At 74.1% G+C, this 24,336-nt stretch carries 22 protein-coding genes, 1 tRNA gene and 1 riboswitch; of the genes, 14 read left to right on the plus strand and 9 right to left on the minus strand.

Annotation, left to right across the window (positions count from 1 at the left end; translation table 11 throughout):
* Positions 1-43: 43 nt before the first annotated feature.
* The 3 genes from MODMU_RS26875 to aceE all read right to left on the minus strand — a co-directional run bounded on the left by MODMU_RS26875 (position 44) and on the right by aceE (position 4,090).
* Complete coding sequence (locus tag MODMU_RS26875) at positions 44-586, minus strand: hypothetical protein (RefSeq protein WP_051143960.1); 543 nt, start codon at positions 584-586, stop codon at positions 44-46.
* A gap of 173 nt (positions 587-759) precedes the next feature.
* Positions 760-1,056 carry a type IV toxin-antitoxin system AbiEi family antitoxin domain-containing protein gene (locus MODMU_RS08880; RefSeq protein WP_166503437.1) on the minus strand — a complete coding sequence of 99 codons (297 nt, stop codon included), beginning with the start codon at positions 1,054-1,056 and terminating at the stop codon, positions 760-762.
* A gap of 220 nt (positions 1,057-1,276) precedes the next feature.
* Positions 1,277-4,090, minus strand: coding sequence for a pyruvate dehydrogenase (acetyl-transferring), homodimeric type (aceE, locus tag MODMU_RS08885; RefSeq protein ID WP_014739887.1), 2,814 nt, complete (start codon positions 4,088-4,090; stop codon positions 1,277-1,279).
* Between the two features lie 377 nt (positions 4,091-4,467).
* Here aceE and MODMU_RS08890 point away from each other — a divergent pair, with 377 nt between their 5' ends.
* The 3 genes from MODMU_RS08890 to MODMU_RS08900 all read left to right on the plus strand — a co-directional run bounded on the left by MODMU_RS08890 (position 4,468) and on the right by MODMU_RS08900 (position 5,523).
* The gene (locus tag MODMU_RS08890) at positions 4,468-4,893 is read left to right on the plus strand and encodes a DUF3052 domain-containing protein (protein ID WP_014739888.1); all 426 of its coding nucleotides are present in this window, start codon (positions 4,468-4,470) and stop codon (positions 4,891-4,893) included.
* Positions 4,894-4,951: 58 nt separating this feature from the next.
* Positions 4,952-5,416, plus strand: coding sequence for a peroxiredoxin (locus tag MODMU_RS08895; protein ID WP_014739889.1), 465 nt, complete (start codon positions 4,952-4,954; stop codon positions 5,414-5,416).
* A gap of 35 nt (positions 5,417-5,451) precedes the next feature.
* Positions 5,452-5,523 (plus strand) — tRNA-Val (locus tag MODMU_RS08900).
* Positions 5,524-5,541: 18 nt separating this feature from the next.
* Here MODMU_RS08900 and MODMU_RS08905 read toward each other — a convergent pair.
* The 4 genes from MODMU_RS08905 to MODMU_RS08915 all read right to left on the minus strand — a co-directional run bounded on the left by MODMU_RS08905 (position 5,542) and on the right by MODMU_RS08915 (position 8,072).
* The gene (locus MODMU_RS08905) at positions 5,542-6,006 is read right to left on the minus strand and encodes a DUF1579 family protein (RefSeq protein ID WP_041795120.1); all 465 of its coding nucleotides are present in this window, start codon (positions 6,004-6,006) and stop codon (positions 5,542-5,544) included.
* A 209-nt stretch (positions 6,007-6,215) separates the two neighbouring features.
* Positions 6,216-6,374: a hypothetical protein gene (locus MODMU_RS28425; RefSeq protein ID WP_166503438.1), complete on the minus strand. Its 159-nt coding sequence runs from the start codon at positions 6,372-6,374 to the stop codon at positions 6,216-6,218.
* 117 nt (positions 6,375-6,491) lie between these two features.
* Positions 6,492-7,571 (minus strand): NAD-dependent epimerase/dehydratase family protein, encoded by a 1,080-nt coding sequence (locus tag MODMU_RS08910; RefSeq protein ID WP_014739891.1) that lies wholly within the window; start codon positions 7,569-7,571, stop codon positions 6,492-6,494.
* Positions 7,572-7,682: 111 nt separating this feature from the next.
* Positions 7,683-8,072 carry a hypothetical protein gene (locus MODMU_RS08915; protein WP_041795121.1) on the minus strand — a complete coding sequence of 130 codons (390 nt, stop codon included), beginning with the start codon at positions 8,070-8,072 and terminating at the stop codon, positions 7,683-7,685.
* A 333-nt stretch (positions 8,073-8,405) separates the two neighbouring features.
* Positions 8,406-8,551, plus strand: a riboswitch (cyclic di-AMP (ydaO/yuaA leader).
* A 318-nt stretch (positions 8,552-8,869) separates the two neighbouring features.
* Between MODMU_RS08915 and MODMU_RS26880 the strand changes: the two genes are divergently transcribed.
* Both MODMU_RS26880 and MODMU_RS08925 read left to right on the plus strand, forming a co-directional pair.
* Entirely contained in the window at positions 8,870-9,319 is a 450-nt protein-coding gene (locus MODMU_RS26880) for an aggregation-promoting factor C-terminal-like domain-containing protein (protein ID WP_014739893.1), read from the plus strand.
* Positions 9,320-9,377: 58 nt separating this feature from the next.
* Positions 9,378-9,773 carry a rhodanese-like domain-containing protein gene (locus MODMU_RS08925; RefSeq protein ID WP_014739894.1) on the plus strand — a complete coding sequence of 132 codons (396 nt, stop codon included), beginning with the start codon at positions 9,378-9,380 and terminating at the stop codon, positions 9,771-9,773.
* Between the two features lie 46 nt (positions 9,774-9,819).
* Here MODMU_RS08925 and MODMU_RS08930 read toward each other — a convergent pair whose 3' ends face one another.
* The gene (locus MODMU_RS08930) at positions 9,820-10,497 is read right to left on the minus strand and encodes an SPFH domain-containing protein (protein WP_014739895.1); all 678 of its coding nucleotides are present in this window, start codon (positions 10,495-10,497) and stop codon (positions 9,820-9,822) included.
* Between the two features lie 307 nt (positions 10,498-10,804).
* Positions 10,805-12,763, minus strand: coding sequence for an FUSC family protein (locus MODMU_RS08935; RefSeq protein ID WP_014739896.1), 1,959 nt, complete (start codon positions 12,761-12,763; stop codon positions 10,805-10,807).
* A gap of 104 nt (positions 12,764-12,867) precedes the next feature.
* On the opposite strand from MODMU_RS08935, the gene MODMU_RS08940 reads away from it, so the two are divergent.
* The 9 genes from MODMU_RS08940 (at position 12,868) to MODMU_RS08980 (ending at position 24,298) form a co-directional block, all read left to right on the plus strand.
* The gene (locus tag MODMU_RS08940) at positions 12,868-16,632 is read left to right on the plus strand and encodes an ABC transporter ATP-binding protein (protein ID WP_014739897.1); all 3,765 of its coding nucleotides are present in this window, start codon (positions 12,868-12,870) and stop codon (positions 16,630-16,632) included.
* 81 nt (positions 16,633-16,713) lie between these two features.
* Entirely contained in the window at positions 16,714-18,225 is a 1,512-nt protein-coding gene (locus MODMU_RS08945; protein WP_014739898.1) for an HNH endonuclease signature motif containing protein, read from the plus strand.
* Between the two features lie 195 nt (positions 18,226-18,420).
* Positions 18,421-18,948, plus strand: a complete 528-nt coding sequence (locus MODMU_RS08950) for a GNAT family N-acetyltransferase (RefSeq protein WP_014739899.1) — start codon at positions 18,421-18,423, stop codon at positions 18,946-18,948.
* A 217-nt stretch (positions 18,949-19,165) separates the two neighbouring features.
* Entirely contained in the window at positions 19,166-20,401 is a 1,236-nt protein-coding gene (locus MODMU_RS08955) for a Nif3-like dinuclear metal center hexameric protein (RefSeq protein ID WP_231851819.1), read from the plus strand.
* A gap of 32 nt (positions 20,402-20,433) precedes the next feature.
* The gene (locus tag MODMU_RS08960) at positions 20,434-20,736 is read left to right on the plus strand and encodes a DUF3311 domain-containing protein (RefSeq protein WP_083869702.1); all 303 of its coding nucleotides are present in this window, start codon (positions 20,434-20,436) and stop codon (positions 20,734-20,736) included.
* On the plus strand, positions 20,733-22,013 hold the full coding sequence (gene mctP, locus MODMU_RS08965) for a monocarboxylate uptake permease MctP (protein ID WP_014739902.1): 1,281 nt from the start codon (positions 20,733-20,735) through the stop codon (positions 22,011-22,013). Before MODMU_RS08960 ends, mctP begins: the two co-directional genes overlap by 4 nt.
* A gap of 9 nt (positions 22,014-22,022) precedes the next feature.
* Positions 22,023-22,370 (plus strand): hypothetical protein, encoded by a 348-nt coding sequence (locus MODMU_RS29410; protein ID WP_014739903.1) that lies wholly within the window; start codon positions 22,023-22,025, stop codon positions 22,368-22,370.
* Between the two features lie 81 nt (positions 22,371-22,451).
* Positions 22,452-23,192 (plus strand): zinc ribbon domain-containing protein, encoded by a 741-nt coding sequence (locus MODMU_RS08975; protein WP_014739904.1) that lies wholly within the window; start codon positions 22,452-22,454, stop codon positions 23,190-23,192.
* Positions 23,189-24,298, plus strand: a complete 1,110-nt coding sequence (locus MODMU_RS08980) for a bifunctional RNase H/acid phosphatase (RefSeq protein ID WP_014739905.1) — start codon at positions 23,189-23,191, stop codon at positions 24,296-24,298. Before MODMU_RS08975 ends, MODMU_RS08980 begins: the two co-directional genes overlap by 4 nt.
* Positions 24,299-24,336 lie beyond the last annotated feature (38 nt).

Genomic DNA, 24,336 nt, shown 5'->3' on the forward strand with positions numbered 1-24,336 from the left:
GGACGGCCATTGCTGCGGGAGGACGGGAAGTCGGGAGGCTGGATCAGCCGGCGGCAGCTCTCGGGGTGATCCGGAGGCCGTCGTTGAACAGCTCCGTCCGGTAGCGCGGGGGCGAAGTGGGGCCACGGTCGAACAGGCTGCGCAGTCGCTCGACCTTCTCGTGGAGGCGCAGGCGGACGTCGTCGGGGGTGATGCGGACTCCCCGCAGGTCGAGGTCGAGCAGGTCGTCCTGCCGGCGCTTCTCCTCCCGGAGCGCGTCCGCTGGCGAGCGACCCCGCCACGGGTCGGTGTACTTAACCATGCCGTCGCACTCAGCGAAGACGCCGTGGTCGGGCCAGTACATGTCGAGCACGGCGACCAGTCGGGAACCGAGGAAGACCGCCTGCTGGAGCAAGGGCTCGGGCAGCCCCGCCTCGATCAGTGCCAGCCGCGTCCGTGTCTCGTGCGGGGAGTGGGCACCCAGCCGAGCCAGGGAGATGGCGCGGGCGGCGGCACCGCAGCCCACCCAGTGCGTCTGGGCCAGCGTGGCGGCCGTCAGCTCTCGCAGCGTCGTCCGGTCGTCGGCGAGCGCGTCGTCCAGCGCCACGACGGCGTCGAGGAGTTCCCACTCGCGTCCGACATCGGCCAGCGTGCGGCTGACGGTGGTGAGCGGCAGTCCTTCTCGGTGTACGGCATCAGGAGGTGCGATCGTCGCAGCGCTGATCCGGTAGTCACGTCCGACACGGAACTGCTCAGGATCGGTCAGTCGGACCTCGGGGGTCAGGGTGCGGGGAGGACGAGCTCGTGCAGGCGCGCCGCTGAACCGTGGCTGACGACCACCGAGTCCCGCTCGAGCCGGCGCAGGACGGCTGCGCACTCGAGTCGGTGGATGCGCCCTTCACGCTCGTGCGAGCGCCAGACCTCCCCGGTCGTGTAGACCCCGTACCGGATGCGGTGCCACGCCCCCGAGCGCACCAGGGGTCCGATCTCCTTCTTGCCGACGCCTGCGGCCAGCGCATCAGCGGTGGCGAAGACGCCGCCGAAGCGGGTCATGGCGTTGCGCAGCGAGGGCTCCACCACCCCACCGTCGCCACGACAGCGGGGTGCGCGGAAGAGCGGCGCGCAACCTGTGGACGACAGTTGGAGCTGGGGACCATCTCGTCCATAGCGCCGTGCGGGGGAGCCTCGGCGTCCACAGGGTGTCGTCCTACCGCACCAATGACCGTCCCCCCGCGCCAACGTCGGTGCGGGGGGACGGTCGGTGATCAGGTGACCTGATCGAAGTGCCGCGCGGGCGTCAGGCCTCGGGCTGCTGCTCCGGGGTGGTGGTGGTGTCCTCCGGAGCCGCCTGCACATCGCCGATCTGGTACTTCTCGACGGCCTGCCGGACGACGTCCCGCTCGATCTCGCCGCGGGTGGCCAGCGCGGCCAGCGTGCGGACGACGATCGACTCGGCGTCCACCCGGAAGTGCCGCCGCAGCGCCGGGCGGGTGTCGGACAAGCCGAACCCGTCGGTGCCCAGGGAGACCATGCCGCCCGGGACGAACGGCGCCAGCAGGTCCGGCACCGCCTTCATCCAGTCCGACACCGCGACGACCGGGCCGGGGGCGTCGGCCAGCTGCTGGGTGACGTAGGGGACCTTGGGCTCTTCGGCCGGGTTGAGCAGGTTCCACTCGTCGGCGGCGACCGCCTCGCGGCGCAGCTCGTTCCACGAGGTGACCGACCAGACGTCGGCCGACACCCCCCAGTCGTCGGACAGCAGCTGCTGGGCCCGCAGCGCCCACGGCACCGCGACACCGGACGCGAGCACCTGCGCCTTCTTGCCCTCGCCGACCTGGGGGCCCTCGGCGTACCGGTACATGCCGGCGAGCAGACCGGTGACGTCGAGGCCCTCGGGCTCGGCCGGCTGGGCGTAGGGCTCGTTGTAGACCGTCAGGTAGTACATGACGTTCGGGTCGCGGTGCCCGCCCAGCGGAGCGCCCGGGTCCTCGCCGTACATGCGGCGCAGCGCGTCCTTGACGATGTGCCCGAGCTCGTAGGAGAACGCCGGGTCGTAGGAGACGACGGCCGGGTTGGTCTCCGCCAGCAGCAGCGAGTGCCCGTCCTCGTGCTGCAGGCCCTCGCCGTTGAGGGTGGTCCGCCCGGCGGTGGCGCCGAGCAGGAAGCCGCGGGTCATCTGGTCGCCGGCGCCCCAGAACTCGTCGCCGGTGCGCTGGAACCCGAACATCGAGTAGAAGATGTAGATCGGGATCATGGCCTCGCCGTGCGTCGCGTACGACGTGCCGGCGGCGATGAACGACGCCGAGGAGCCGGCCTCGTTGATCCCCTCGTGCAGGATCTGCCCGGTCGTGGACTCCTTGTAGGCCAGCATCAGCTCGCGGTCGACCGACGTGTAGTTCTGGCCGTGCGGGTTGTAGATCTTCTTCGTCGGGAACAGCGAGTCCAGCCCGAAGGTGCGGGCCTCGTCGGGGATGACCGGGACGAAGCGGGGGCCGAGCTCGGGGTCCTTGATGAGCTCCTTGAGCAGCCGGACGAACGCCATCGTGGTGGCGACCTCCTGCTTGCCCGAGCCCCGGCGGACGACCTCGAAGGCCTTGTCGTCGGGTGCCTTGAGCGGGGCCGCGGTGTGCCGGCGCCGGGGTACCGCCCCACCGAGCTGACGACGCCGCTCGAGCATGTACTGCATCTCGTCGGAGTCCTCGGCCGGCTTGTAATAGGGCGGCAGGGTCTTGTCCAGCTGCTCGTCCGGGATCGGCAGGTAGAGCCGGTCACGGAAGTTGGCGAGGTCCTCCGCCGTCAGCTTCTTCATCTGGTGGGTGGAGTTGCGGCCCTCGAAGTGGCTGCCCAGCGTCCAGCCCTTGATGGTCTTGGCCAGGATGACCGTCGGCTGGCCCTTGTGCTCCATCGCGGCCTTGTAGGCGGCGTAGACCTTGCGGTAGTCGTGCCCGCCGCGCTGCAGGTCCCAGACCTCCTTGTCGCTGAGGCCCTCGACCAGCTTGCGGGTGCGCGGGTCCCGGCCGAAGAAGTGCTCGCGGACGTAGGCGCCGTCCTCGGCCTTGTAGGTCTGGTAGTCGCCGTCCGGCGTGGTGTTCATCAGGTTGACCAGCGCGCCGTCGCGGTCGGCGGCCAGCAGCTTGTCCCAGCCGCGGCCCCAGACCACCTTGATGACGTTCCAGCCCGCGCCGCGGAAGACCGACTCCAGCTCCTGGATGATCTTGCCGTTGCCGCGGACCGGCCCGTCGAGGCGCTGCAGGTTGCAGTTGATGACGAAGGTGAGGTTGTCCAGCTCCTCCCGCGCGGCCAGGCCGATCGGGCCGAGCGACTCGGGCTCGTCGGTCTCGCCGTCGCCGAGGAACGCCCACACGTGCTGGTCGGAGGTGTCGGCGATGCCGCGGTCGTGCAGGTAGCGGTTGAACCGCGCCTGGTAGATCGCGTTCATCGGGCCGAGTCCCATCGAGACGGTGGGGAACTCCCAGAAGTCCGGCATCAGCCGCGGGTGCGGGTAGGAGGACAGCCCGCCCCCGGGGTGGCTGACCTCCTGGCGGAACCCGTCGAGCTGGTTCTCGTCGAGCCGGCCCTCGAGGTAGGCGCGGGCGTAGACGCCGGGGGAGGCGTGGCCCTGGAAGTAGATCTGGTCGCCACCGCTGGGGTGGTCCTTGCCCTTGAAGAAGTGGTTGAAGCCCACCTCGTAGAGCGACGCGGACGACGCGTAGGAGGAGATGTGGCCGCCGACGCCGATCCCCGGCCGCTGCGCGCGGTGGACCATGATCGCGGCGTTCCAGCGGATGTAGGCGCGGATCCGCCGCTCGACGTCCTCGTCGCCGGGGAACCACGGCTCCCGCTCCGGCGGGATGGTGTTGATGTAGTCGGTGCTGCGCAGGGCGGGGACGCCGACCTGCTGCTCACGACTGCGCTCGATCATGCGGAGCATCAGGTAGCGCGCGCGACCACGGCCGGCGTGGTCGACGACCGCGTCCAGCGAGTCCAGCCACTCCTGCGTCTCGTCGGGGTCGGTGTCCGGGAGTTGGCTGGACCGCCCGTCGGTGATGACCGCGCGAGGGGTTCCTGCGATGCGGGCGGGGTCTCCGTCCGACTGCTGCGGTGCGCTCATGCCCCCATCGTCTCCTGTCGGAGCGGTCGGCGTCACGTGTGCCCCGCTGGAGGGCCCGTCGACGGGACGACGGCGCGGCCGGAGACCCGTCTTCGGGCCTTGCGCCTGCCCGGTGATGCCCTACGCTCCGCTCCAACGGTGGCCCCGGAGCGGCGCACCCCCGGGTGGGGGGACGACGACCCGGCGGCCTCTCAGCACCGGTGCGGAGGGGGTCGGTGTGGGCCGATGAGGGGTCCCGGCCAGGCACGACGGCCCGGGACAGGGCACGATCCCTCCCAGAACACCGCCCCGCAGCACACCGCGACGGGGCACCGGACACCGCACACCACAGCACCCGGCACGCACCGGGTCGTCGAGCACACGGAGGACGAGCAGGGATGAGCGTCGACTCGGGGAGCACCAGCATGGCTGCCCGGCTGGGGATCAAGCCGGGGATGGTCGTGCAGGAGCTCGGCTGGGACGAGGACGCCGACGAGGACCTGCGCGACTCCGTCGTCGAGCTGGCCGGCGGCGACATGGTCGATGAGGACTCCGACGAGGTGGCCGACGTCGTCCTGCTCTGGTGGCGCGAGGAGGACGGCGACCTGATCGACGCCCTCGTCGACTCCATCGCCTCGCTGGCCGAGGACGGCGTCGTCTGGCTGCTGGTGCCCAAGTCCGGGCGCCCCGGTCACGTCGAGCCCGGTGACGTCACCGAGGCCGCGCCCACCGCGGGGCTGCAGCAGACGTCGAGCATCTCCGCGGCCAAGGACTGGTCCGGCATCCGGCTCGTCACCCCGAAGGCCGCCCGCTCCCGCCGCTGAACGGGGACCCCGCGGGGGCGGCGGGACCTGCTGCGGGCAGGTGCGGCACCATCGGCGCATGAGCATCTCCGTCGGCGACACCGCGCCCGAGTTCAGCCTCCCCGACCAGGACCGACAGGTCGTCTCCCTCGCCGAGCTGCGTGGGGCCCCGGTCCTGGTGGTCTTCTACCCGTTCGCCTTCTCCGGCATCTGCACCGGTGAGCTGTGCCAGCTGCGCGACGAGCTGGCCACCTACACCGAGGCCGGCGTGCAGGTGGTCGCGATCTCCACCGACCCGGTGTTCAGCCTGAAGGCGTTCAAGGCGCAGGAGGGCTTCGAGTTCTCGCTGCTGTCGGACTTCTGGCCGCACGGCGCCACCGCCCAGGCCTACGGCGTGTTCAACGACAAGGCCGGCATGGCCGTGCGCGGGACCTTCCTCGTCGACGCCGAGGGGAAGGTCGCCTTCGCCGAGGTCAACCAGCCCGGTGACGCCCGGGAGCAGACCGGCTGGAAGGACGCGGTCCGCCAGCTCGCGGCCGCCTAGTCTCCGGTGGCCGGGGCCCGTCGCCCCGGTCGCACGGGCGCGTAGCTCAGCGGTAGAGCGCTCGCCTTACAAGCGAGTGGTCGGGGGTTCGACACCCTCCGCGCCCACGACCCCGGCAGGCCCCGTCAGATGCGTGTCGACAGGGCCCGGTAGCCGCCGCCGGGCCACTCCCACTGCCCGTCGATGGTGCCGGCGTCCCGGTCGATGGTGCCGGTGAACCGTGCCGGGGAGCCCTTCTCGCCGTGCCAGATGGTGAGCTCGTCGCCCTCGATCTGCCAGACGTACTCCAGCGCGAAGGAGCAGAAGGGGCCCGGCCCCTCGTTGCTGAAGAACATCGAGCGCAGCGTCTGCTGGGCGTGGTCGTAGCCGATGTACTCGGCTCCCTCCTGCTCGTCGCCGTCCATCTGCATCGTCTGCACGAGGAAGTGGCCGCCGGGGAGCCAGCGCCGGGTCACCGTGCCGGTGAACGGCGAGCTGCCGTCGAGGTCGTGGCCCTCGAGCCGCCACGTCCCCTCCAGCACGTCGAGCGCGCGGAGCATCGGGTGGGGCTGCGGGGCGCGCGGCCCACTGGCGTCGTCGGTGTCAGTCATCGCGGTGGTCCCGTCAGGCGGAGCGTGGGGTGGTCGCCAGCTGGGACGCGTGGAATGACCGGATCTCATCGCTGCGCGGCGAAGCGCGGCCCACGCATGCCCACGGCACTGACGAGCTCCTGCTCGAGCCGGACGAGGCGGGCGAGCCGCAGGCCTGGTCGGGAACGGACCGGCCGTTGCCTGACGTGCGCCGACCCGCCCGCCGCCGGTCAGGACTTGCTCTTCTTCTTGCCGCCCTTCTTCCCGCCCTTCTTGCCGAGCTCGCTCTGGGCGGCCGAGCTCTTCCGGGGGTTCTTCTTCCCCTCCTTCTCCGCCTTTGCGTTCGCCTTCTTCGCCGTGTCGCTGCCCTTGCTGCTCTTCCCGGCCATGCCGACCTCCTCGTCGCAGGCTGCCGCCCGGTCCGGACGGCAAGGCGCTGGCCCTACCCCGGGCGGAGCAGCGGGAACACCTCACCGACCCATGCGGCCGGTCGCACCTGCCGAGGCTCAGCCGGTGCGGTCGAGCATCGAGCGCAGCGCCTCCCGCCCGGAGTAGCGCGGGCGCCACCCCAGCTGCTCCTTGGCCTTGGTGGTGTCCATGATCGCCGGGTGGCTCGCGGCCTCCACCCACTCGGCGGCGGCGGGCAGGAACGGCAGCCGGGAGACCGCCCGTGCGGTCAGCCGGGCCGGTCCACCCGGCACCGGCAGCGGGATGGCGCCGTACTCCCGGGCCACGTCGGCCGTGCTCAGCACCCCGTCACCGGCGATGTTGTAGGCCCCCGGCGGCCCGGAGCCGAGCACGCAGCGCATCAGGGCCTGGCCGACGTCGTCCTCGTGTACCGCCTGCAGCGGCAGGTCGGCCACCACGACCGGGAGCGGGACCGGCAGCCGCCGGTTGGCCGCGTCCGCCAGCAACCGGCCCAGCGGGGCGAGCCGGCCGGGCAGCAGGTCCTTGCCGCCCAGCGAGTGCGGCCCGACCACCAGCGACGGCCGCAGCAGGAACAGCGCCAGGTCGGGGTGGGCCGACGCCTCCTCCGCGAGCCGCTGCTCGAGCTCGGCCTTCTCCTGCGCGTAGAACAGCCGCGCCGCCGGGCGCACCGGCCAGTCCTCGGTCATGCCCACCGGGTTGTCCCGGTGGAAGCCGTAGGCGGCGACGGACGAGGCGTGCACGAAGCGGGAGGCGCCCGCGGCAGCGGCCGCGCGGAAGACGTTGAGCGTGCCCTCGACGTTGATCGCGCGGGTGGCCTCACGGCCGGCGGTGCCGGTGATCAGGAACGCCAGGTGGACCACGACGTCGACGCCGTCGAAGGCCTCCCGCAGCGAGTCCGGGTCGCGGACGTCGCCCCGCCGGTAGTCCATCTTCGTCCAGCCCCGCTCGGCCGGGTCGAAGGGGCGCCGCGCGATCCCGACGACCCGGGTGACCCGGTCGTCGGCCTGCAGCAGCGGCACCAGCCCGGACCCGAACGTGCCGGTCGGACCGGTGACGGCGACGGTCAGCTCGGTCGGCCTGTGGTCGCCGGCTCCCTGCTCGTCCTCGGCGGCCAGGCCGCGGGGGCCGGCCATCTGCTTGCCGCGGCCCGGGCTCACCGCCGTGCCGCCGGGAGGGTGGGCTCGTGCCTGCGTCGGGCGTGCATCCCGGTGCTCATGGACGTCGGGTACCCGGGAGACGCCGGGTCACCCGCGCCGCCGCCCGATGCGTCAGACCGGAGCACCGCCCCGGCGCTGCGACCGTCGCACCGGCCGGGCCTCGCGCCAGTAGGCGAAGACCCGCTCGGCCTCCACCGCGTCCTCCGACGGCTGGCCGGCGGGCGCGAGGATCGCGGTGAGGTCGGGCTCGCCGTTGAGCTGGCAGAGGTCGAAGACCCCGCCGAGGACGTGCCGGTCGTACCAGTGCAGGTGGCCGAACGGGCTCAGCTCGCCGTACCGGACCAGCTGTCCGTGCACCGCCGCCATGATGAGCAGGGCGCGGGCCCGGTGCACCTCGCGGCTCACCCAGGCCTCGTCCAGCCGAGGTGGCGCGGGGGAGGTCACCGCCATGACGCCGCCCTGCCGTCCGGGGACGTGGGCGGGGAGGGCCTCAGGGCGCACGTGGTCATCGCGGCGGTCCGCTCCTGCTCGGTGGGCGGTCGAGGAGTGGCCAGTCGCCGGTGACGGCTGGCGCGGAGGACCCACCGGAGCGGGTCTCGTCCAGAGTGGGCCGACGCGCGACACGCCGTCAAGACGGGGCCCAGATCCCGGGCGCGTCTGACCCGTCCGGCGACCAGGTCCGGTGGCGCGCCGGCGACACGCCCGGGTTACCAGCCGACCCGCGTGGCGACCAGCAACTCTCTCCGATTCTGTGCTCCCGATTTGTGCGGAACCGCCCAGTTCCTTAACTTTTCGGCGTCCGGCCGGGTCCTCTCTCCTCATCCGGGGAGCCCGCGCCGGATGCCGCCGAATCGCACCTGCGAGCCGGGGACCCACCGCACTGTGGGGTGAATCCCGCCGCCGAGCTCCGCTCGGGGGTGGGTAGGGCTCTCCCCGCCCGAACCCGTCAGCTGACCTGGTAGGCGGCCATGGGAGAACGGAGAACCACTCCAGACGTGCCCCCGCGGGTCCTCGCCGCGTAGGCGGGCGACTCCGCAGCCGGGCGTCGCACGTCCGTCCCCGCAGCTGGCCGGGACGGCGCTGCACGTCGCCCGCTCCCGGGCGTCACCGCACCGGACGGCAGGGACCTGCCGCCCGCCGGTGCCGCACGCCCGGGTCGGCCGTACCCCCACCACGGGTGGCTGCACCAGGTCCAGCCCCGGCCTGGCCCCGGCGCCCGTGTCCCAGTCGACCGCGCAGGTCGATGCCGGCTGCCGTCCCGAGGACGGCGCCGCACCTCACCGACGAGGAGCACCACCATGTCCCACGCCCCATCCCAGCTCGACCGCCCGGCAGCCGACGCGACGTCGCCGTCCCGGGGCCCCGGCCGGCACGCGCTGCACCGGGTCGCCGTCGTCCTGGCGCTCTGCGTCGGCCTCGCCTTCGCCGGTCAGTCGGCGGCGCAGGCGGCGCCCGGCGTGCAGGCCTACCAGGCGTACGCGCTGGGCAAGCTCGGCGGGAACACCACCCAGTCCGCCTGCCTGAACCAGCTCTGGCAGCGCGAGAGCGGCTGGAACCCCAAGGCGCAGAACCCCTCGAGCACCGCCTACGGCATCGCGCAGTTCCTCAACTCCACCTGGGCCGGGACCGGGATCGCCAAGACCTCGGACCCGTACCGGCAGATCGACGCGGGTCTGATCTACATCCAGAAGCGCTACGGCACCCCGTGCAAGGCCTGGTCCTTCTGGCAGTCGCGCAAGTGGTACTGAGCGACTGACGACGGGGGGTGCGGCGACCTCCGCACCCCCCGTCGGGCACGCTGCGGCGGTGGGCATCGACGACGTGCTGGCCGCCAGCAGGACCGGCGTGACCCGGCTAGATCCCGCCGGGCTCCGGGCCGCGGTGGCCCGCGGCGCGCTCGTGGTGGACACCCGCACCGAGTTGCACCGGCGCGCCCAGGGGGAGTTCCCGGGCGCGCTGGTCATCGACCGGACCGTGCTCGAGTGGCGGCTGGACCCCACCTCGCCGTGGCGCATCCCGGAGGCGACCGGTCCCGACCTCGAGGTGGTCGTGGTGTGCCGGCACGGCTACAGCTCCAGCCTGGCGGCCGCGTCCCTGCGGGCGGTCGGGCTGCACCGCGCGACGGACCTGGCCGGCGGCGTCGAGGCCTGGCTCGCCGCGGGCCTGCCGATGTCCGGCGGACCCGCGGACGTCCGCGAGTGACCGCGCACCGGCGGGCCGCCCTCCGTGGAAGGCGACCCGTCGGCGCTCAGCCGGCCGGGCGGATGCCGAGGTCGGCGGTCGGACCGGTGGTCAGCACGACCGTCGCGCCGCCGGCCTCGACCGCCTGCAGCGTCCGCAGCTGCAGCAGCCCCGGCTGCTCGACGACCATCCGCGCCGCGTTCGCCAGCGCCCGGGTGGCCGCCACCTCTGACCGCGCCCGTTCCAGGGCCGCCTGGCCCTGCGCCCGCGCCGAGGCCACCGCGGCAGCGGCCCGCCGCAGCTCCGCCGGCACCATCACGTCCCGTACGGCGACGTCCTCGACGGCGACCCCGACGCCCGCCGCCCGCACCGCCACCGGCTCGCGCAACGCGGCCGGGAGCGACTGCCGGTCGGTGAGCAGCTCGTCGAGCGTGCGCCCGGCGACCGCCTCGCGCAGCGCCACCTGCAACGCTGCGTAGACGAAGCCGTCCGCGTCCTCGACCGCCTCGTGCCAGCGCCGCGGGTCGACCGTCCGGCAGGTCGCGAGCAGGCTCACCCGCACGGTCAGCCCGTCGGCGGTGAGCACCTCCTGGCCCGGGACGACGAGCAGCCGCGGGCGGACGGCGACGCGGACGAACCGCTGCCGCCGCCGGGCCCGCCGGTGCCGGCCCGGCTCGAGCACCTCGACGAAGCGGCCGTCCCGGTAGACCAGGACCCGCTCCCACTCCGTGGCGACGATGCGCACGCCCCACCTCCTCTCGTCCTCCTCGACCGGCTGCCGCCCAGGCGGGACCGGCCGGCGCAGGGTCAGGCGGCGGTGAGGGGCACGGTGCGCGGTGCGCGCTCCGAGCCACAGGTCACCGACGCCGCGACGACCGTGCGCCGGACGGCTTCGGGACTCGAACCCGGAGCGTTCCTGAGACGCCTGCCACCAACGGCACGCCCGGAGCCGAGACGCAGGACCTGCGACGGCGATGCCGTCCGGCTGCTGACCCCGGGCGAGGAGGAACGGTAGGCGTCCGACCGCCGGCCTGGCCAGCGGTTTTCCCGGCTCAGTCGTCGGCGCCGCGGACGCCGACCCGGCGTCCGGGGGTGGTCTCCCGCACCAGCCGGCGGGCGGCGTCGACCTCCCGGGCGACCGGCGCCAGCACCCCCTCGGCGTCGATCTCGGCGTCGTCGGGCACCCGGTGCTCGCGCAGGTCCTCCTCCAGCTGCCGGACGGCCTTGCGGAGGACGGCGACCTGCCCCGGCTCGGGCACCGGCTCGCCCGAGCGCATCGCGATGACCGCCTCGGTGACGGCGTCCGACGTCCGCTCCAGCTGCACGATCACCGGCCACCACGCCGCCGCCCGGGTGCTGATCGGCGGCGGCTCGGCCAGCCGCCGCTGCAGCTGCGTCTGCAGCTCGGTCAGCGCCCGGTAGCTGGCCCGCCGGGCGCGGCGGGTCTCCACCGGGCCCTCGGTGAACGCCGCCTCGATGAACCGGTCCAGCGCCAGCGCCGCCCCGCGCAGGGCGTCGTCCAGCGGTGCGCGCCAGGTCTGCGGCCAGAGCAGGTAGCCGAACACGAGCACGATCCCGCAGCCGATCAGCGTGTCCACCAGCCGGGCGCCGACCAGCTGCGCACCGCTGGGGGTGGCCAGGTCGAGCAGCAGGATGATCAGCGGGGTCTGGAAGACCGAGAACAACCCGAAGTTGCCGTTGCGCGCCCACGGCAGCGCGCCGGCGGCGACGGCCAGGGGGAGCAGCACCCAGGCGTCCCGGGACAGGAAGGTGAGCAGCAGCGAGCCGATCAGGACGCCGAGCAGCGTGCCCGCGCCCCGCTGCACCGCCCGGGTGAACACCGACCCGTAGTCGGGCTTGAGCACGATCGCCACGGTCAGCAGCACCCAGTAGGGCCGCTCGATGGGCAGCAGCTGGCGGGCCACCTCGGCGACGGTCATGCACAGCGTCAGCCGGACGACGAACGCGCGGGAGTCGGCGTTGCCCACGGTCCTGTCCTGCAGGTCGTGCAGCCGCAGCCGCCAGTCCAGCTCGGTCCGCTCGACCGCCGCCTGCGCCCGCTCCTCCGGGTCGCCGACGACGTTCCAGACCAGCCGGATCCCGTGCCGCACCGCCCGCCGCGGCGCGGGCCCCTCCTCCACCCGGGCCGGCCGCTCGCCGAGCACCGGGCTGCGCTGGGTGACCGCGGTCGCCAGCGCTCGGGCCGCGCCGACGTCCCGCGAGTCGGCCGCCACCCCGCCGCGGGCGCTGGCCACGGCGGCCTCCACCAGCGGCGCCGCGGAGTTGAGCACCCCGGCCAGCTCGGCCAGCTCCCGGCTGCGCCCGGCCGAGCGGCTGCGGGTGTGGATCACCCGGTCGTAGCCCTCGTTGAGCGCGGTGGCGAGCGCCCGGCGGGCGTCCTCGGTGCGGTCGGTCCCGATGGCCTCCAGCAGGTCGGCCACCTTCGTGAACACGGCGGCGACCGAGGCCCGGTCGGGGTCCAGCGGTTCGGCGCGGGACTGGACGAGGACGGCGAGGGCACCCCAGGCCGCGCCGGCGAGGAAGGCGCCGACCTCGGCGCTGGCCGGCAGCGGGGTGGTCAGCCCGGAGGAGATCGCGGTGTAGACCAGCAGCTGCAGCGCCCCCAGCGAGTACGCCGCGCTGATCGAGCTCATCAGCGCCGACACCGCGGACACGACCGCGATCAGCACGACCGGCAGCCACCCGCCGCCGGTCAGCCCGTGGCCGACGACGAGGCCGAGCCCGCCGAGCAGCGACGCCGCGGCCACCCGGCGCATCCGGGCGCGCAGCGGGCCGGACTGCGGCGCCAGCGTCGCGGCCAGCGACCCCATCGTGGCGAAGACGCCCGCGCCCAGGGCGGAGCCGCCGAGGCCGCCGACGGCCAGCGCGGCGGCGAGCGGGGCCGGGATGACGACCGCGAACCGGACGACGTCCCGCCAGGGCACCTCGGGACGGCTGGTGCGGACCAGCTCCTCCAGCCAGGCCGGTGCCCGCAACCCCCGATCCGCCACGGCCGGAGCTTTCCACCCCGTCGGCGGCACGGCCGGGCCGGGCGTCGCACACTGGACGGCGTGCCGCGCCTCCCCGTCGTCCCCCGCGGGACGGCGGGCACCTCGTGACGGCCACCCAGCAGCAGCCTGTCGGCACCCGCGGTCGCCCCGCGGCCCCGCCTCCGGAGGGCGGGTGGTTCAAGCGGCTGGTCGGCTACTGCCTGCGCCACCGCGGGGACCTGTTCGGCGCGTTCGCCGCCGCGCTCGCCGGCTCGGTGATCGCCGCGGTCGCGCCGCTGCTGACCCGGGCGGTCGTCGACCGGGTGGTCGACGCCTCGGGGGCGGGCCGGGCGGCCGACGTCACGCCGTTCGTCGTCGCGCTCGTGCTGGCCGGCGCGCTGCGCTTCGCCGCCGGGTTCGTCCGTCGGTACCTGGCCGGCCGGCTGTCCCTCGACGTCCAGTTCGACCTGCGCAACGACCTGGCCGCCGCGCTCTCCCGGCTCGACGGGCCGGGGCAGGACAGGCTGCAGACCGGGCAGACGGTCAGCCGGGCGATCAGCGACGTGACCCTGGTGCAGGGGCTGCTGGCGTTCCTGCCCAACCTGACCGGCAACGCGCTGCTGTTCGTCGTCTCGCTCGGGGTGATGGCCTGGCTGTCGCCGCTGCTCACCGTGGTCGCGCTGGCGGTCGGCCCGGCGCTGTGGTGGCTGGGCCTGCGGTCCCGGCGGGACCTGTTCCCGGCCAACTGGGCGGCGCAGCAGCAGGCGGGGGCGGTCGCCGGCGACGTCGAGGCGGCGGTCACCGGTGTCCGCGTGGTCAAGGGCTTCGGCCAGGAGGACCGCGAGCTGGACCGGGTCGACGAGGGCGCCCGGCGGCTGTTCGGCGCCCGGATGCGGGTGGTCCGATACACCTCCCGGTACAACCCGCTGCTGCAGGCGATCCCGGCCCTGGGCCAGGTCGGGGTGCTCGCGCTCGGCGGCTGGCTCGCGCTGCGCGGGTCGATCACCCTCGGCACGTTCCTGGCCTTCGCGACCTACCTGGCCGTGCTGGTGTCGCCGGTGCGCCAGCTGGCCGCCGTGCTCACCATCGGGCAGCAGGCCCGGGCCGGCGTCGAGCGGGTGCTCGAGGTCATCGACGCGCGCCCGGCGCTGGTGTCGGGCACCGGGGCGCTCCCCGAGGGACCGCTGACCGTCGAGCTGGACGACGTCACCTTCGCCCACGACGTCGACCGGCCGGTGCTCAGCGGGGTCTCGCTGCGGGTCGAGCCGGGGGAGACCCTGGCGCTGATCGGCACCGCGGGGTCCGGCAAGTCCAGCGTGGTCAACCTGCTGCCCCGCTTCTACGACGTCTCCGCCGGGGCGGTGCGGATCGGCGGCAGCGACGTCCGCGACCTGGACACCCACCAGCTGCGCGCGGCGCTGGGCGTCGTCTTCGAGGACAGCTTCCTGTTCTCCGACACCGTCCGGTCCAACATCGCCTTCGGCCGTCCCGACGCCTCGGACGACGAGGTGCGCGCCGCGGCCCGGGCCGCCCAGGCCGACGGCTTCATCAGCGAGCTGCCCGACGGGTACGACACCGTGGTCGGCGAGCAGGGGCTGACCCTGTCCGGCGGGCAGCGGCAGCGGGTGGCGCTGGCCCGCGCGCTGCTGGTCGACCCGCGGGTCCTGGTCCTCGACGACGCCACATCCGCCGTCGACGCGGCCGTGGAGGCGCGGATCCACGAGGCCCTGCGCTCGGAGGTGGTCGGCCGGACGACGCTGCTGGTGGCGCACCGCCGGTCGACGCTGGCGCTGGCCGACCGGGTCGCCGTCCTGGACGCCGGCCAGGTGGTCGACGTCGGCACCGCGGCGGAGCTGGAGGCGCGCTCGCCGCTGTACCGGCTGCTGCTGTCCGGTGCCGACGCCGAGCTGCCGCCGGTGGAGGAGGAGCCGCCGGCCAGCGGCACCACGCCGGCGGCCTGGCCGGAGGCCGAGCCCGACGAGGCGGAGGACGCCGGCCCCTCCCGGGCCGCTGCCGCCTCCATCTGCGGGCGGGGTGCGGTGATGGCGGCGGCGGCGCCGACGGCGGCGCTGCGGGCGCTGGTCGACCGGCTGCCCCCGGCGGACGAGGAGCCCGACGTGCCCGCCGAGCGGGCCCGCGCCGCCGACCGGGCCTTCACGCTGTGGCGGCTGATCCGGCCCTTCCGCTGGCCGCTGGGCGCAGCGCTGGTCCTGGTGGCGGCGGACACCGCGGCGCAGCTGGCCATCCCCGCCCTGGTGCGCCAGGGCGTCGACGACGGCATCGCCCAGCGCTCGCTGTCCTACCTGCTCGGCATCGCCGGCATCGCGCTGGCCGTCGTCCTGGCCGACTTCGCGGTGGCCCGCGCGTCGTCCTGGCTGACCGGCCGCACGGGGGAGCGGCTGCTCTACACGCTGCGGGTGAAGACCTTCGCCCAGCTGCAGCGGCTGGGGCTGGACTACTACGAGCGCGAGCTCGGCGGCCGGATCATGACCCGGATGACGACGGACGTCGACGCGCTGTCGGCGTTCCTGCAGACCGGGCTGACGACGGCGGTGGTCAGCGTGCTCACGCTGGTCGGGGTGCTGGTCGCGCTCTTCCTGTTCGACGGCGAGCTGGCCCTGGTCCTGGTGGCGACCCTGCCGGTGCTCGCCGTGGCCACGGTCTGGTTCCGCTCCCGCTCGGTGCCGGCCTACACCGAGGCGCGGGAGCGCGTCAGCGCGGTCAACGCCCGGCTGCAGGAGGACGTCGCCGGGGTGCGGGTGACCCAGGCGTTCAACCGCACCGAGCACTCGACCGCCGTCTTCCAGGGGTACGCCCGCCGGTACCGCGACGTCCGGCTGCGGGCGCAGCGCTACATCTCGATCTACTTCCCGTTCGTCGAGTTCCTGTCCGAGGTCGCCGCGGCCGCGGTGCTCGCCGTCGGGGCTTCGCGGCTCACCTCGGGCTCGATCACCGCCGGCGTGCTGATCGCCTTCGTGCTGTACGTGGACACCTTCTTCTCCCCGGTGCAGCAGCTGTCGCAGGTGTTCGACAGCTACCAGCAGGCCTCGGTCGGGCTGCGCCGGCTCCGCGACCTGCTCCGGACGCCGGAGTCGACCCCAGCCGCCGCCGACCCCCGGCCGGTGGGCCGGCTGCGCGGCGAGGTCCGGCTGGCGGACGTGACCTTCGCCTACCACGGTGCCCCGACCCCGGCGCTGCGTGACGTCTCACTCACCGTCGCGCCCGGGGAGACGGTCGCGCTGGTGGGGGAGACAGGGGCCGGGAAGTCGACGGTGGTCAAGCTGGTGGCGCGGTTCTACGACCCGACGTCCGGGGCGGTCTGCGTCGACGGCGCCGACCTGCGCTCGGTCGACCTGCTGCAGTACCGGCACCGGCTGGGGGTCGTGCCGCAGGAGGCGTACCTGTTCGCCGGCACGGTGCGCGACGCCATCGCCTACGGCCGGCCCGAGGCCACCGACGCCGAGGTCGAGGCGGCGGCGCGGGCAGTCGGTGCGCACGACATGGTCGCCGGGCTGCCGCTCGGTTACCGGACCCGGGTGGGGGAGCGGGGGCGGGCGCTCTCGGCTGGGCAACGGCAGCTGCTCGCGCTGGCCCGCGCCGAGCTGGTCGACCCCGACATCCTGCTGTTCGACGAGGCGACGGCGTCGCTGGACCTGGCCACCGAGGCCGCCGTCACCCGCGCGGCCGACGCCGTGGCCCGCCGCCGGACGACGCTCGTGGTGGCGCACCGGCTGACCACCGCGGCGCGGGCCGACCGGGTCGCGGTGCTGGCGCACGGCCGGGTGGTCGAGGTCGGGCCGCACGCCGAGCTGCTGGCCGCCGGTGGCGCCTACGCCGCGTTGTGGGCGGCGTTCACCGCCGACGAGGACGCCGACCCGCTGATGGACTGACGAACGCCCGTTCGACGAGATCCGCAGGTCAGGTCGTCGATGGCACCGGAAACTGTCGTACCCCGTCCGTAGGTTGGGTGCATGACGGGGGCCGGGGTGCAGGTGCTGGTGGACCTGGTGTGGGAGCACCCGGTCACCCGGCCCCGGCCGCCGGCATCGTGGCTGTCGGATGAGGAGCGGGCTGTCGAGCTGCAGCGGGCGCAGCAGCAGGCCCGGATCGCCGCCTACGAGGCCGAGCTGATCATGTCCATGGCCGCGGCCCGCCCAGCCACCGACGACCCTGCGCCCGGGACGCCGGGTGCCCGCCGGCCTGGTTGGGCGGTGGATGAGGGCTACGGCGGGACGAGTGAGTTCTTCACCGCGGAGCTGTCGGCGGTGCTGAACGTGGGCCGCGGCACGGCGGCGCACCGGTATGCCCGGGCGCACACCTGGCTGACGAAGCTGCCGCAGACCTTCGCCGCGCTGGCGGCCGGGGAGCTGGACGAGCGGCGGGCCGCGCAGCTGGCCGAGGTGCTGCAGCACACCAGTGCCGAGGTGGCTGGTCAGGTGGAGGCGGCGCTGCTGCCCGAGGCCACCGACCTGGCGGTGACCCGGCTCAAGGCCCGGGCCACCGAGCTGATGGTGCAGCTGGACGCCGCCGCCACCGAGGAGCGCCGGAAGGAGGCGGAGAAGACCGCCGACGTGCACCTGTACCCCTCCGCGAGCGACGGGCGGGCGACGCTGGCCGCCGACCTGCCGGCCGAGGAGGCCATCGAGTGCTACGACATCGTCGACCAGCTCGCCAAGATGCTCAAAGCCGACGGCGACCCGCGGCGAATCGGGGCGCTGCGGGCGCACGTGCTGTCAATGCTCATCCGCCGCCCGGGCGACAACGCTCTGCCGCCGGTGAGCGCGAACTTCACCATCACCGCCGACCTCGACGGGTTGGCCGGGAGGAGCAACGCGCCGGGTGAGGTGAACGGGCTGCCGATCACCGCCGCCCACGTCCGCGAGCTGCTGGCCCGGATCGGCTCGCTCGGCCTCACGACGCCTGAGGGCGGGACCCTCAGCTTCGCCATCACCGGCCGGGACGGGGAGCTGCTGGCCACCCTCACCCCCGCCGAACTCACCCGGCTGGCCCGCCGGGGCTGCCCGCAGCACCCCGCCGAGGACACGACCAGCACCGCGGCTCCGGTCAGCGACGGTGACGCGATCGCCGAACCGGACACGGCTTGCAACTGCTCCGTGACCGGCCCGCCGCCGGAGACCGAGGCCTACGAACCCACCGATCGCCAGCGAGCCTTCGTCACCACCCGGGACCGGCGCTGCCGGTTCCCCAACTGCGGCCAACGCGTCGGCTGGGCCGACCTCGACCACGTGATCCCCGCCGCCTGCGGCGGCGCCACCGACTGCGCCAACCTCTGCTGCCTGTGCCGCTCCCACCACCGCCTGAAGACCTTCGCACCGGGCTGGCGGTTCGCGATGACCGACGACGGGGTGCTCACCGTGACCACCCCGTCGGGCGTCACCCGCACCACCCGACCACCGGGCATGCGACCACCACCAGCACCGAAACCTGAGCCACCGCCCGACAACGACCCGCCGCCGTTCTGATGGCTGGTGGGCACGTGTCGCCGCGCGAGGTCCGTAGTCGGGCGACGGCTGTGGAGCCGCCGTGTCGCGGTGCTGACCGCCGGGCCGGCGATCGGCAGCCCGCCCGGTCCGGGCAGCGATGAGTGGAGTGCGATCCCGGTCATGCGTCGTGGGGAGCGAGCGCGTCTGCCGGGTCGTCTGTGTCAACGTCTCCTCGTGCTGGAACGGGGCATCAAGGTCCGAACCGCGGATGCGGCAGACCTGACCGAGTTGGCCGCGGTCGAGCGGGCTGCCGACGAGCTGTTCGTGCCGCTGGGCATCACCGACCTCCCGCCCCCGCCGTCCGCGGCGGAGCGGGGGCGTTCCTGGCGGGTCCTGGTCGCCGGGCGGCCGGTCCGGGGCTTCGCCGTCCTCGAGCTGGTCGACGGGGCGGTCCACCTGGAGCAGCTGTCGGTGGACCCGGCCTGGAGCCGGCGGGGGACGGGTGCCGCGCTGCTGGCAGCCACCGTGCAGGCGGCCCAGGAGCACGGTGCCGACCGGGTGACACTGATCACGTACGCCGACGTCCCGTGGAACGCGCCCTTCTACGAACGGCACGGCTGGCGGTCCGTCGACCAGCCGACACCGGGTCTGCGGGCGCTCCGCGAGCACGAGAAGGCCCTCGGCCTCGACCGGCACGGCCCCCGGACCGTGATGTCACGCTCGGTTAGCCCGGCGCTCCGCGCGGGCACCGGGAGGCCATGACCGGAACGACCTGCGCCTCGTGAGCTCCGCCGCCGAGCTGACCCCGGACCCGACGCAGCGAGCAGGTGACCACACATCCGGCCACGCGGTCACGCACGAAGACCGGAGCATGAGCACCGTCGTCCCGGAGGCCGCCGGACACCTGCTGACCGGCTCGCCGGCAGTTCAGTCGCGCACAACAGGCCGGTCCCGGAGAGCTGACCTACAGTCCGAACTCGTGGCTCTCCCCATGCACGAGGACGCGACCGTGCGGGAGCTGCCCCTCCCCGGGCTCGCGCTGGGCGAGGTCCTCGCGGCGCTCGACGCCCGCTACGACCCGGCCCTCGCGGAGGACTGGGACGCCGTCGGCCTGGTCTGCGGCGACCCCGCCGAGCCGGTCCGCTCGGTCATGTTCGCCGTCGACCCCACCGCCGCGGTGGTCGACGAGGCGATCGAGGCCGGCGTCGACCTGCTGGTCACCCACCACCCGCTGCTGCTCACCCCGGTGCACGGCGTGCCCGCCGACGACCCCAAGGGCCGGCTGGTGCACCGGCTGATCCGCGCCGGCGTCGCCCTCTTCGTCGCGCACACCAACGCCGACCGGGCGCCCGACCACGGCGTCAACGACGCGCTCGCCGCCGTCCTCGGCCTCGACGAGGTCCGGCCACTGGAGTCCCTGGCCGCGCCGGAGACCGACACCCTCGTGGTGTTCGTCCCGGTGGGCGTCAGCGACCAGCTGGTCGACGCGCTCTCCGCCGCCGGCGCGGGCGTCATCGGCGACTACACCCGCTGCGTGTGGCAGACCACCGGCACCGGCACCTTCATCCCCGGCGTCGGGACGCACCCGGCCATCGGCCGGCACGGGCAGGTCGAGCGGGTCCCGGAGATCCGGCTGGAGATGGTGGTGCCCCGGGCCCGCCGGGCCGAGGTGCTCGGCGCCCTGCTCGACCTGCACCCCTACGACGAGCCGGGCTACGCCTTCTTCGAGAACTCCGCGACCGCCAGCCGCGCCGGCCTCGGCCGGGTGGGTGACCTGGCCCGTCCGGTGACCCTGCGAGAATTCGCCGAGCGGGTGGCCACGACGCTGCCCGGCACCCCTGGTGGCGTGCGGATCGCCGGTGACCTCGAGCGGATCGTGCGCACCGTGGCCGTCTGCGGTGGCAGCGGCGCCTCGATGCTCGGGGCGGCGACCGCCGCGGGCGCCGACGTGTTCGTCACCAGCGACCTCAAGCACCACGCCGTGTCCGAGGCCACCGAGGTGGCCGGACCGGCCTTCTGTGACGTGGCACACTTCGCGTCCGAGTTCCCCTGGTTGTCCTGCGCCGCCGACCTGCTGCACCGCGATCTCGGTGCACGGGTCCACGTGCAGGTCTCCGCCCGGCCCACCGACCCGTGGACCTGGCGGGTCGGGGGTCCCGGCGCCACCGGCACCGAGAGCAAGCGACTGCACTCGGCCGAGCACTCGGCCGACTGAGCCCGGAGGTCTCCTCCGGGGAGGAGGAGACCGTGTCCAGCGCAGACGCACCACCAGCAGGGGTGGCGCCGCGACGCAGCGACCGCAGCCCGTGGAACTGGCTGCTGGTCGTGCCGATCGTCGTGCCGCTGCTCGTGCCGCTGTACAACAAGGTCGAGCCGACGCTGTTCGGCTGGCCCACCTTCTACTGGCTCCAGCTGGCGTTCGTCGTCCTCGGGGTGCTCACCACCTCGATCGTCTACCGCATGACACGCCGCAGCCCCGGCGAGCAGCAGGCTGCCCGGGACGCCATCGCCCGTGACGAGTCCGGCCGCGACGGGGGGAGTCGACCGTGAACGTCGTGGAGCTGACGATCGTCATCGCCGTCTTCCTGCTGGTCACCGTGCTCGGCTTCGCCGCGTCCCGGTGGCGGCGGGCCGAGAACCTCATGCACCTGGACGAGTGGGGCCTGGGCGGCCGCAGCTTCGGCACCTGGGTCACCTGGTTCCTGCTCGGCGGCGACCTCTACACGGCGTACACCTTCGTCGCCGTCCCGGCGCTGATGTTCGGTGCGGGCGCGGCCGGCTTCTTCGCCGTCCCGTACACCGTCGTGATCTACCCGCTCGTGTTCCTGGTCGTCATCCGGCTGTGGTCGGTCAGCCACGTGCGCGGCTTCGTGACGCCCGCCGACTTCGTCCGGTCCCGGTTCGACTCCCCGACGATGGCGCTGCTGGTCGCCATCACCGGGATCGTCGCGACGATGCCCTACATCGCCCTGCAGCTGGTCGGCATCGAGGCGATCCTCAAGGCGATGGGGGTCGAGGGCGAGCTCCCGCTGATCGTCGCCTTCATCATCCTGGCGATCTACACCTACAACTCCGGCCTGCGGGCGCCGGCGTTGATCGCGTTCGTCAAGGACGCGCTGATCTACCTGACGATCATCGTCGCGGTCATCGTGATCCCGTCCAAGCTCGGCGGCTGGGACGCGATCTTCGGTGCGGCGGAGGAGAAGTTCTCCGCGGGCTCGGGCGTGATCCTGCCGGCCACCGGGCAGCTCGGGTACGCCACGCTCGCCCTGGGGTCCGCACTGGCGCTGTTCCTGTACCCGCACTCGATCACCGGGGTGCTGGCCGCCAGCAACCGGGACGTGCTCAAGCGCAACATGAGCCTGCTGCCGATCTACAGCCTGGCCCTGGGCCTGATCGCCCTGCTGGGCTTCATGGCCATCGCGGCCGGCGTCACGCCGATCGGCACCGACGGCAACACCATCGTCCCGGTGCTGTTCCAGGAGATGTTCCCGAGCTGGTTCGCCGGCATCGCGTTCGCCGCCATCGGCGTCGGCGCGCTGGTCCCGGCGGCCATCATGTCGATCGCCGCGGCGAACCTGTTCACCCGCAACATCTACAAGGAGTTCCTGAAGAAGGACGCCACCCCGCGGCAGGAGGCCCAGGTCGCCAAGCTCGCCTCGCTGGTGGTCAAGCTGGGTGCGGTCGCGGCCATCCTGTTCCTGAACCCGCAGTTCTCCATCGACCTGCAGCTGATCGGCGGCGTGATCATCCTGCAGACGATGCCGTCGGTCGCGCTGGGCCTCTACACCCGGTGGCTGCACCGCGGGGGGCTGATCGCGGGCTGAGTCGCGGGCATGGCCGTCGCGCTGGCGATGGTCTACGACATCCCGAAGCTCAACCCCGACGGCACCGTCGCCCGGGCCCACTTCGGGGGGTCGTCCTACGCGCTGAGCAACTTCGGCCTCGACACGAAGGTGACCGTCTACGCCGGGCTGATCGCGCTGCTGGTCAACCTCGTGGTGGCGGTCGTGGTCACCGCGGTGCTCCGGGCGATGAAGGTGGCCGACGGCGTCGACAGGACGGCGGAGGCCGACTACACCGCCGAGCGGGAGGACCCCACGTTCCGGGACCTGCCCGACCCCCTGTCGGACGAGCCGCTGAGCGGCCCGCCGCCGGGGTCCACGCCCTCGGCACGGCACTGACCACCGGGCCCGGCCCGCCCACCCGCGGGCCGGGCCCGGTGGCGTCCCCGGGGCAGCTCGGCGCGCGGGTAGGTTGGCCGCGTGCAGGCTGACCACTTCGACCAGCAGAAGCTGCTGGCCCTCGCCGCGGAGGACGTCGCCCTCGCGCAACTCGCCCACCGCGCGCGCACCCTCCCCGAGCTCGCCGCCGTCGACGCGGCCCAGGAGGCGCAGCGGACCCTGTCCGACGACGTCGTCCGGGCCGAGACCGAGGTGCGCGACCTCGACCGCGAGCAGAAGCGGCTGGAGGGCGACGTCGACACCGTGCGCCAGCGCGCGGCCCGGGACCAGTCCCGGATCGACTCCGGCGGCGCGACGCCCAAGGAGATCACCGGGCTGCAGCACGAGCTGGAGTCCCTCAACCGCCGCCAGGGCGACCTGGAGGACCAGGTGCTCGAGCTGATGGAGCGCCGGGAGACCGCCGACGCCGCGCTGGCCACGGCGCAGGGCGGGCTCGCCGGGGCGCAGGCCGACCAGGAGCGCGCCGAGCAGCAGCGGGACGCCGCGCTCGCCGACATCGCCGACGCCACCTCCCGGCACCAGGCCACCCGCGCCGAGATCGCCGGCACCGTCCCGGCCGACCTGCTCAAGCTCTACGACCGGGTCGCCCAGCAGACCGGCAGCACCGGTGCCGCGCACCTGCGCGCCGGCCGCTGCGAGGGCTGCCGGATCGAGTTCTACGGCACCGAGCTGGCCACCTACCGCAACGCCGACCCGCACACCGTGCTGCGCTGCGAGAACTGCGGCCGGATCCTGGTCCGCAACGCCGAGTCCGGGCTGTGAGCGGGGCGTCTGCGGGCAGGCGGCTGATCGTCGAGGCGGACGGCGGGTCGCGGGGCAACCCGGGTCCGGCCGGCTACGGCGCGCTGGTGCGCGACGCCGAGACCGGGCGGCTGCTCGCCGAGCGGGCCGAGTCCGTCGGCCGGGCCACCAACAACGTCGCCGAGTACGGCGGGCTGGTCGCCGGTCTGCAGGCGGCCCTCGACCTCGACCCGACGGCGAGCGTCGAGGTGCGGATGGACTCCAAGCTCGTCGTGGAGCAGATGTCGGGTCGCTGGCAGATCAAGCACCCGGACATGAAGAAGCTGGCCGTCCAGGCCCGGGACATCGCCCGGCAGCTGGGCGCGGTCCGCTACACCTGGGTGCCGCGGGCGCAGAACGGCGCCGCGGACGCCCTCGCCAACAGCGCCATGGACGGCAAGCCGGTCCGCCGGGACCTCGCCGCGGAGCCCGTCGTCCTCGAGGACGAGACGCAGCCGGCCACCGAGCCGGCGCCGGTCGTCGTCACCACGACGTTCCTGCTGCGGCACGGGCGCACCGAGCACACCCCGGAGCGCCGGTTCAGCGGCAGCAGCGACCTGCCGCTGTCCGAGCTCGGCCGGGCCGACGCCGCGGCCGCCGCCCAGCACCTGGCCGGCCGGGGCATCGACGTCATCGTCGCCTCGCCGCTGCAGCGCACCCGGCAGACCGCCGAGGCCGCCGCCGCGGTGCTCGGTGTCCCGGTCGAGGTCGACCGCGACCTGAGGGAGCTGGACTTCGGCTCCTGGGAGGGCCTGACCGCCGCCGAGGCGCAGGAGAAGAGCCCGCTGGCCTTCCGCCGCTGGTCCGGGGCGCTCGACGTCCGGCCGCCCGGGGGCGAGTCGATCGCCGACGTCTCCACCCGGGTCGCCCGGGCCCGGGCCCGGGTGCTGGACCGGCACGCCGGGAAGACGGTGCTCGTGGTCAGCCACGTCACGCCGATCAAGCTGCTGCTGGCTGCCGGGCTCGGCGCCGGCGACGGCATCGTGCACCGGGTGTTCCTGGAGGCCGCGTCGCTGTCGACGGTCACCTGGTCCTCCGACGGCCGCACCAGCGTCCGGCTGGTCAACGACACCTCGCACCTGGGCTGAGGCTCCGGGAAGCCGTCGGCGTCCCCAGCCGTTCTCCC

Origin of the sequence: Modestobacter italicus (assembly GCF_000306785.1) — a bacterium.
Lineage (GTDB): Bacteria > Actinomycetota > Actinomycetes > Mycobacteriales > Geodermatophilaceae > Modestobacter > Modestobacter italicus.

Bases quoted from the DNA above. Each gene is read 5' to 3' on its own strand.
- aceE (WP_014739887.1), bottom strand. From the start codon at position 4,090: ATGAGCGCACCGCAGCAGTCGGACGGAGACCCCGCCCGCATCGCAGGA.
- MODMU_RS08890 (WP_014739888.1), top strand. From the start codon at position 4,468: ATGAGCGTCGACTCGGGGAGCACCAGCATGGCTGCCCGGCTGGGGATC.
- MODMU_RS08895 (WP_014739889.1), top strand. From the start codon at position 4,952: ATGAGCATCTCCGTCGGCGACACCGCGCCCGAGTTCAGCCTCCCCGAC.
- MODMU_RS08905 (WP_041795120.1), bottom strand. From the start codon at position 6,006: ATGACTGACACCGACGACGCCAGTGGGCCGCGCGCCCCGCAGCCCCAC.
- MODMU_RS28425 (WP_166503438.1), bottom strand. From the start codon at position 6,374: ATGGCCGGGAAGAGCAGCAAGGGCAGCGACACGGCGAAGAAGGCGAAC.
- MODMU_RS26880 (WP_014739893.1), top strand. From the start codon at position 8,870: ATGTCCCACGCCCCATCCCAGCTCGACCGCCCGGCAGCCGACGCGACG.
- MODMU_RS08945 (WP_014739898.1), top strand. From the start codon at position 16,714: ATGACGGGGGCCGGGGTGCAGGTGCTGGTGGACCTGGTGTGGGAGCAC.
- MODMU_RS29410 (WP_014739903.1), top strand. From the start codon at position 22,023: ATGGCCGTCGCGCTGGCGATGGTCTACGACATCCCGAAGCTCAACCCC.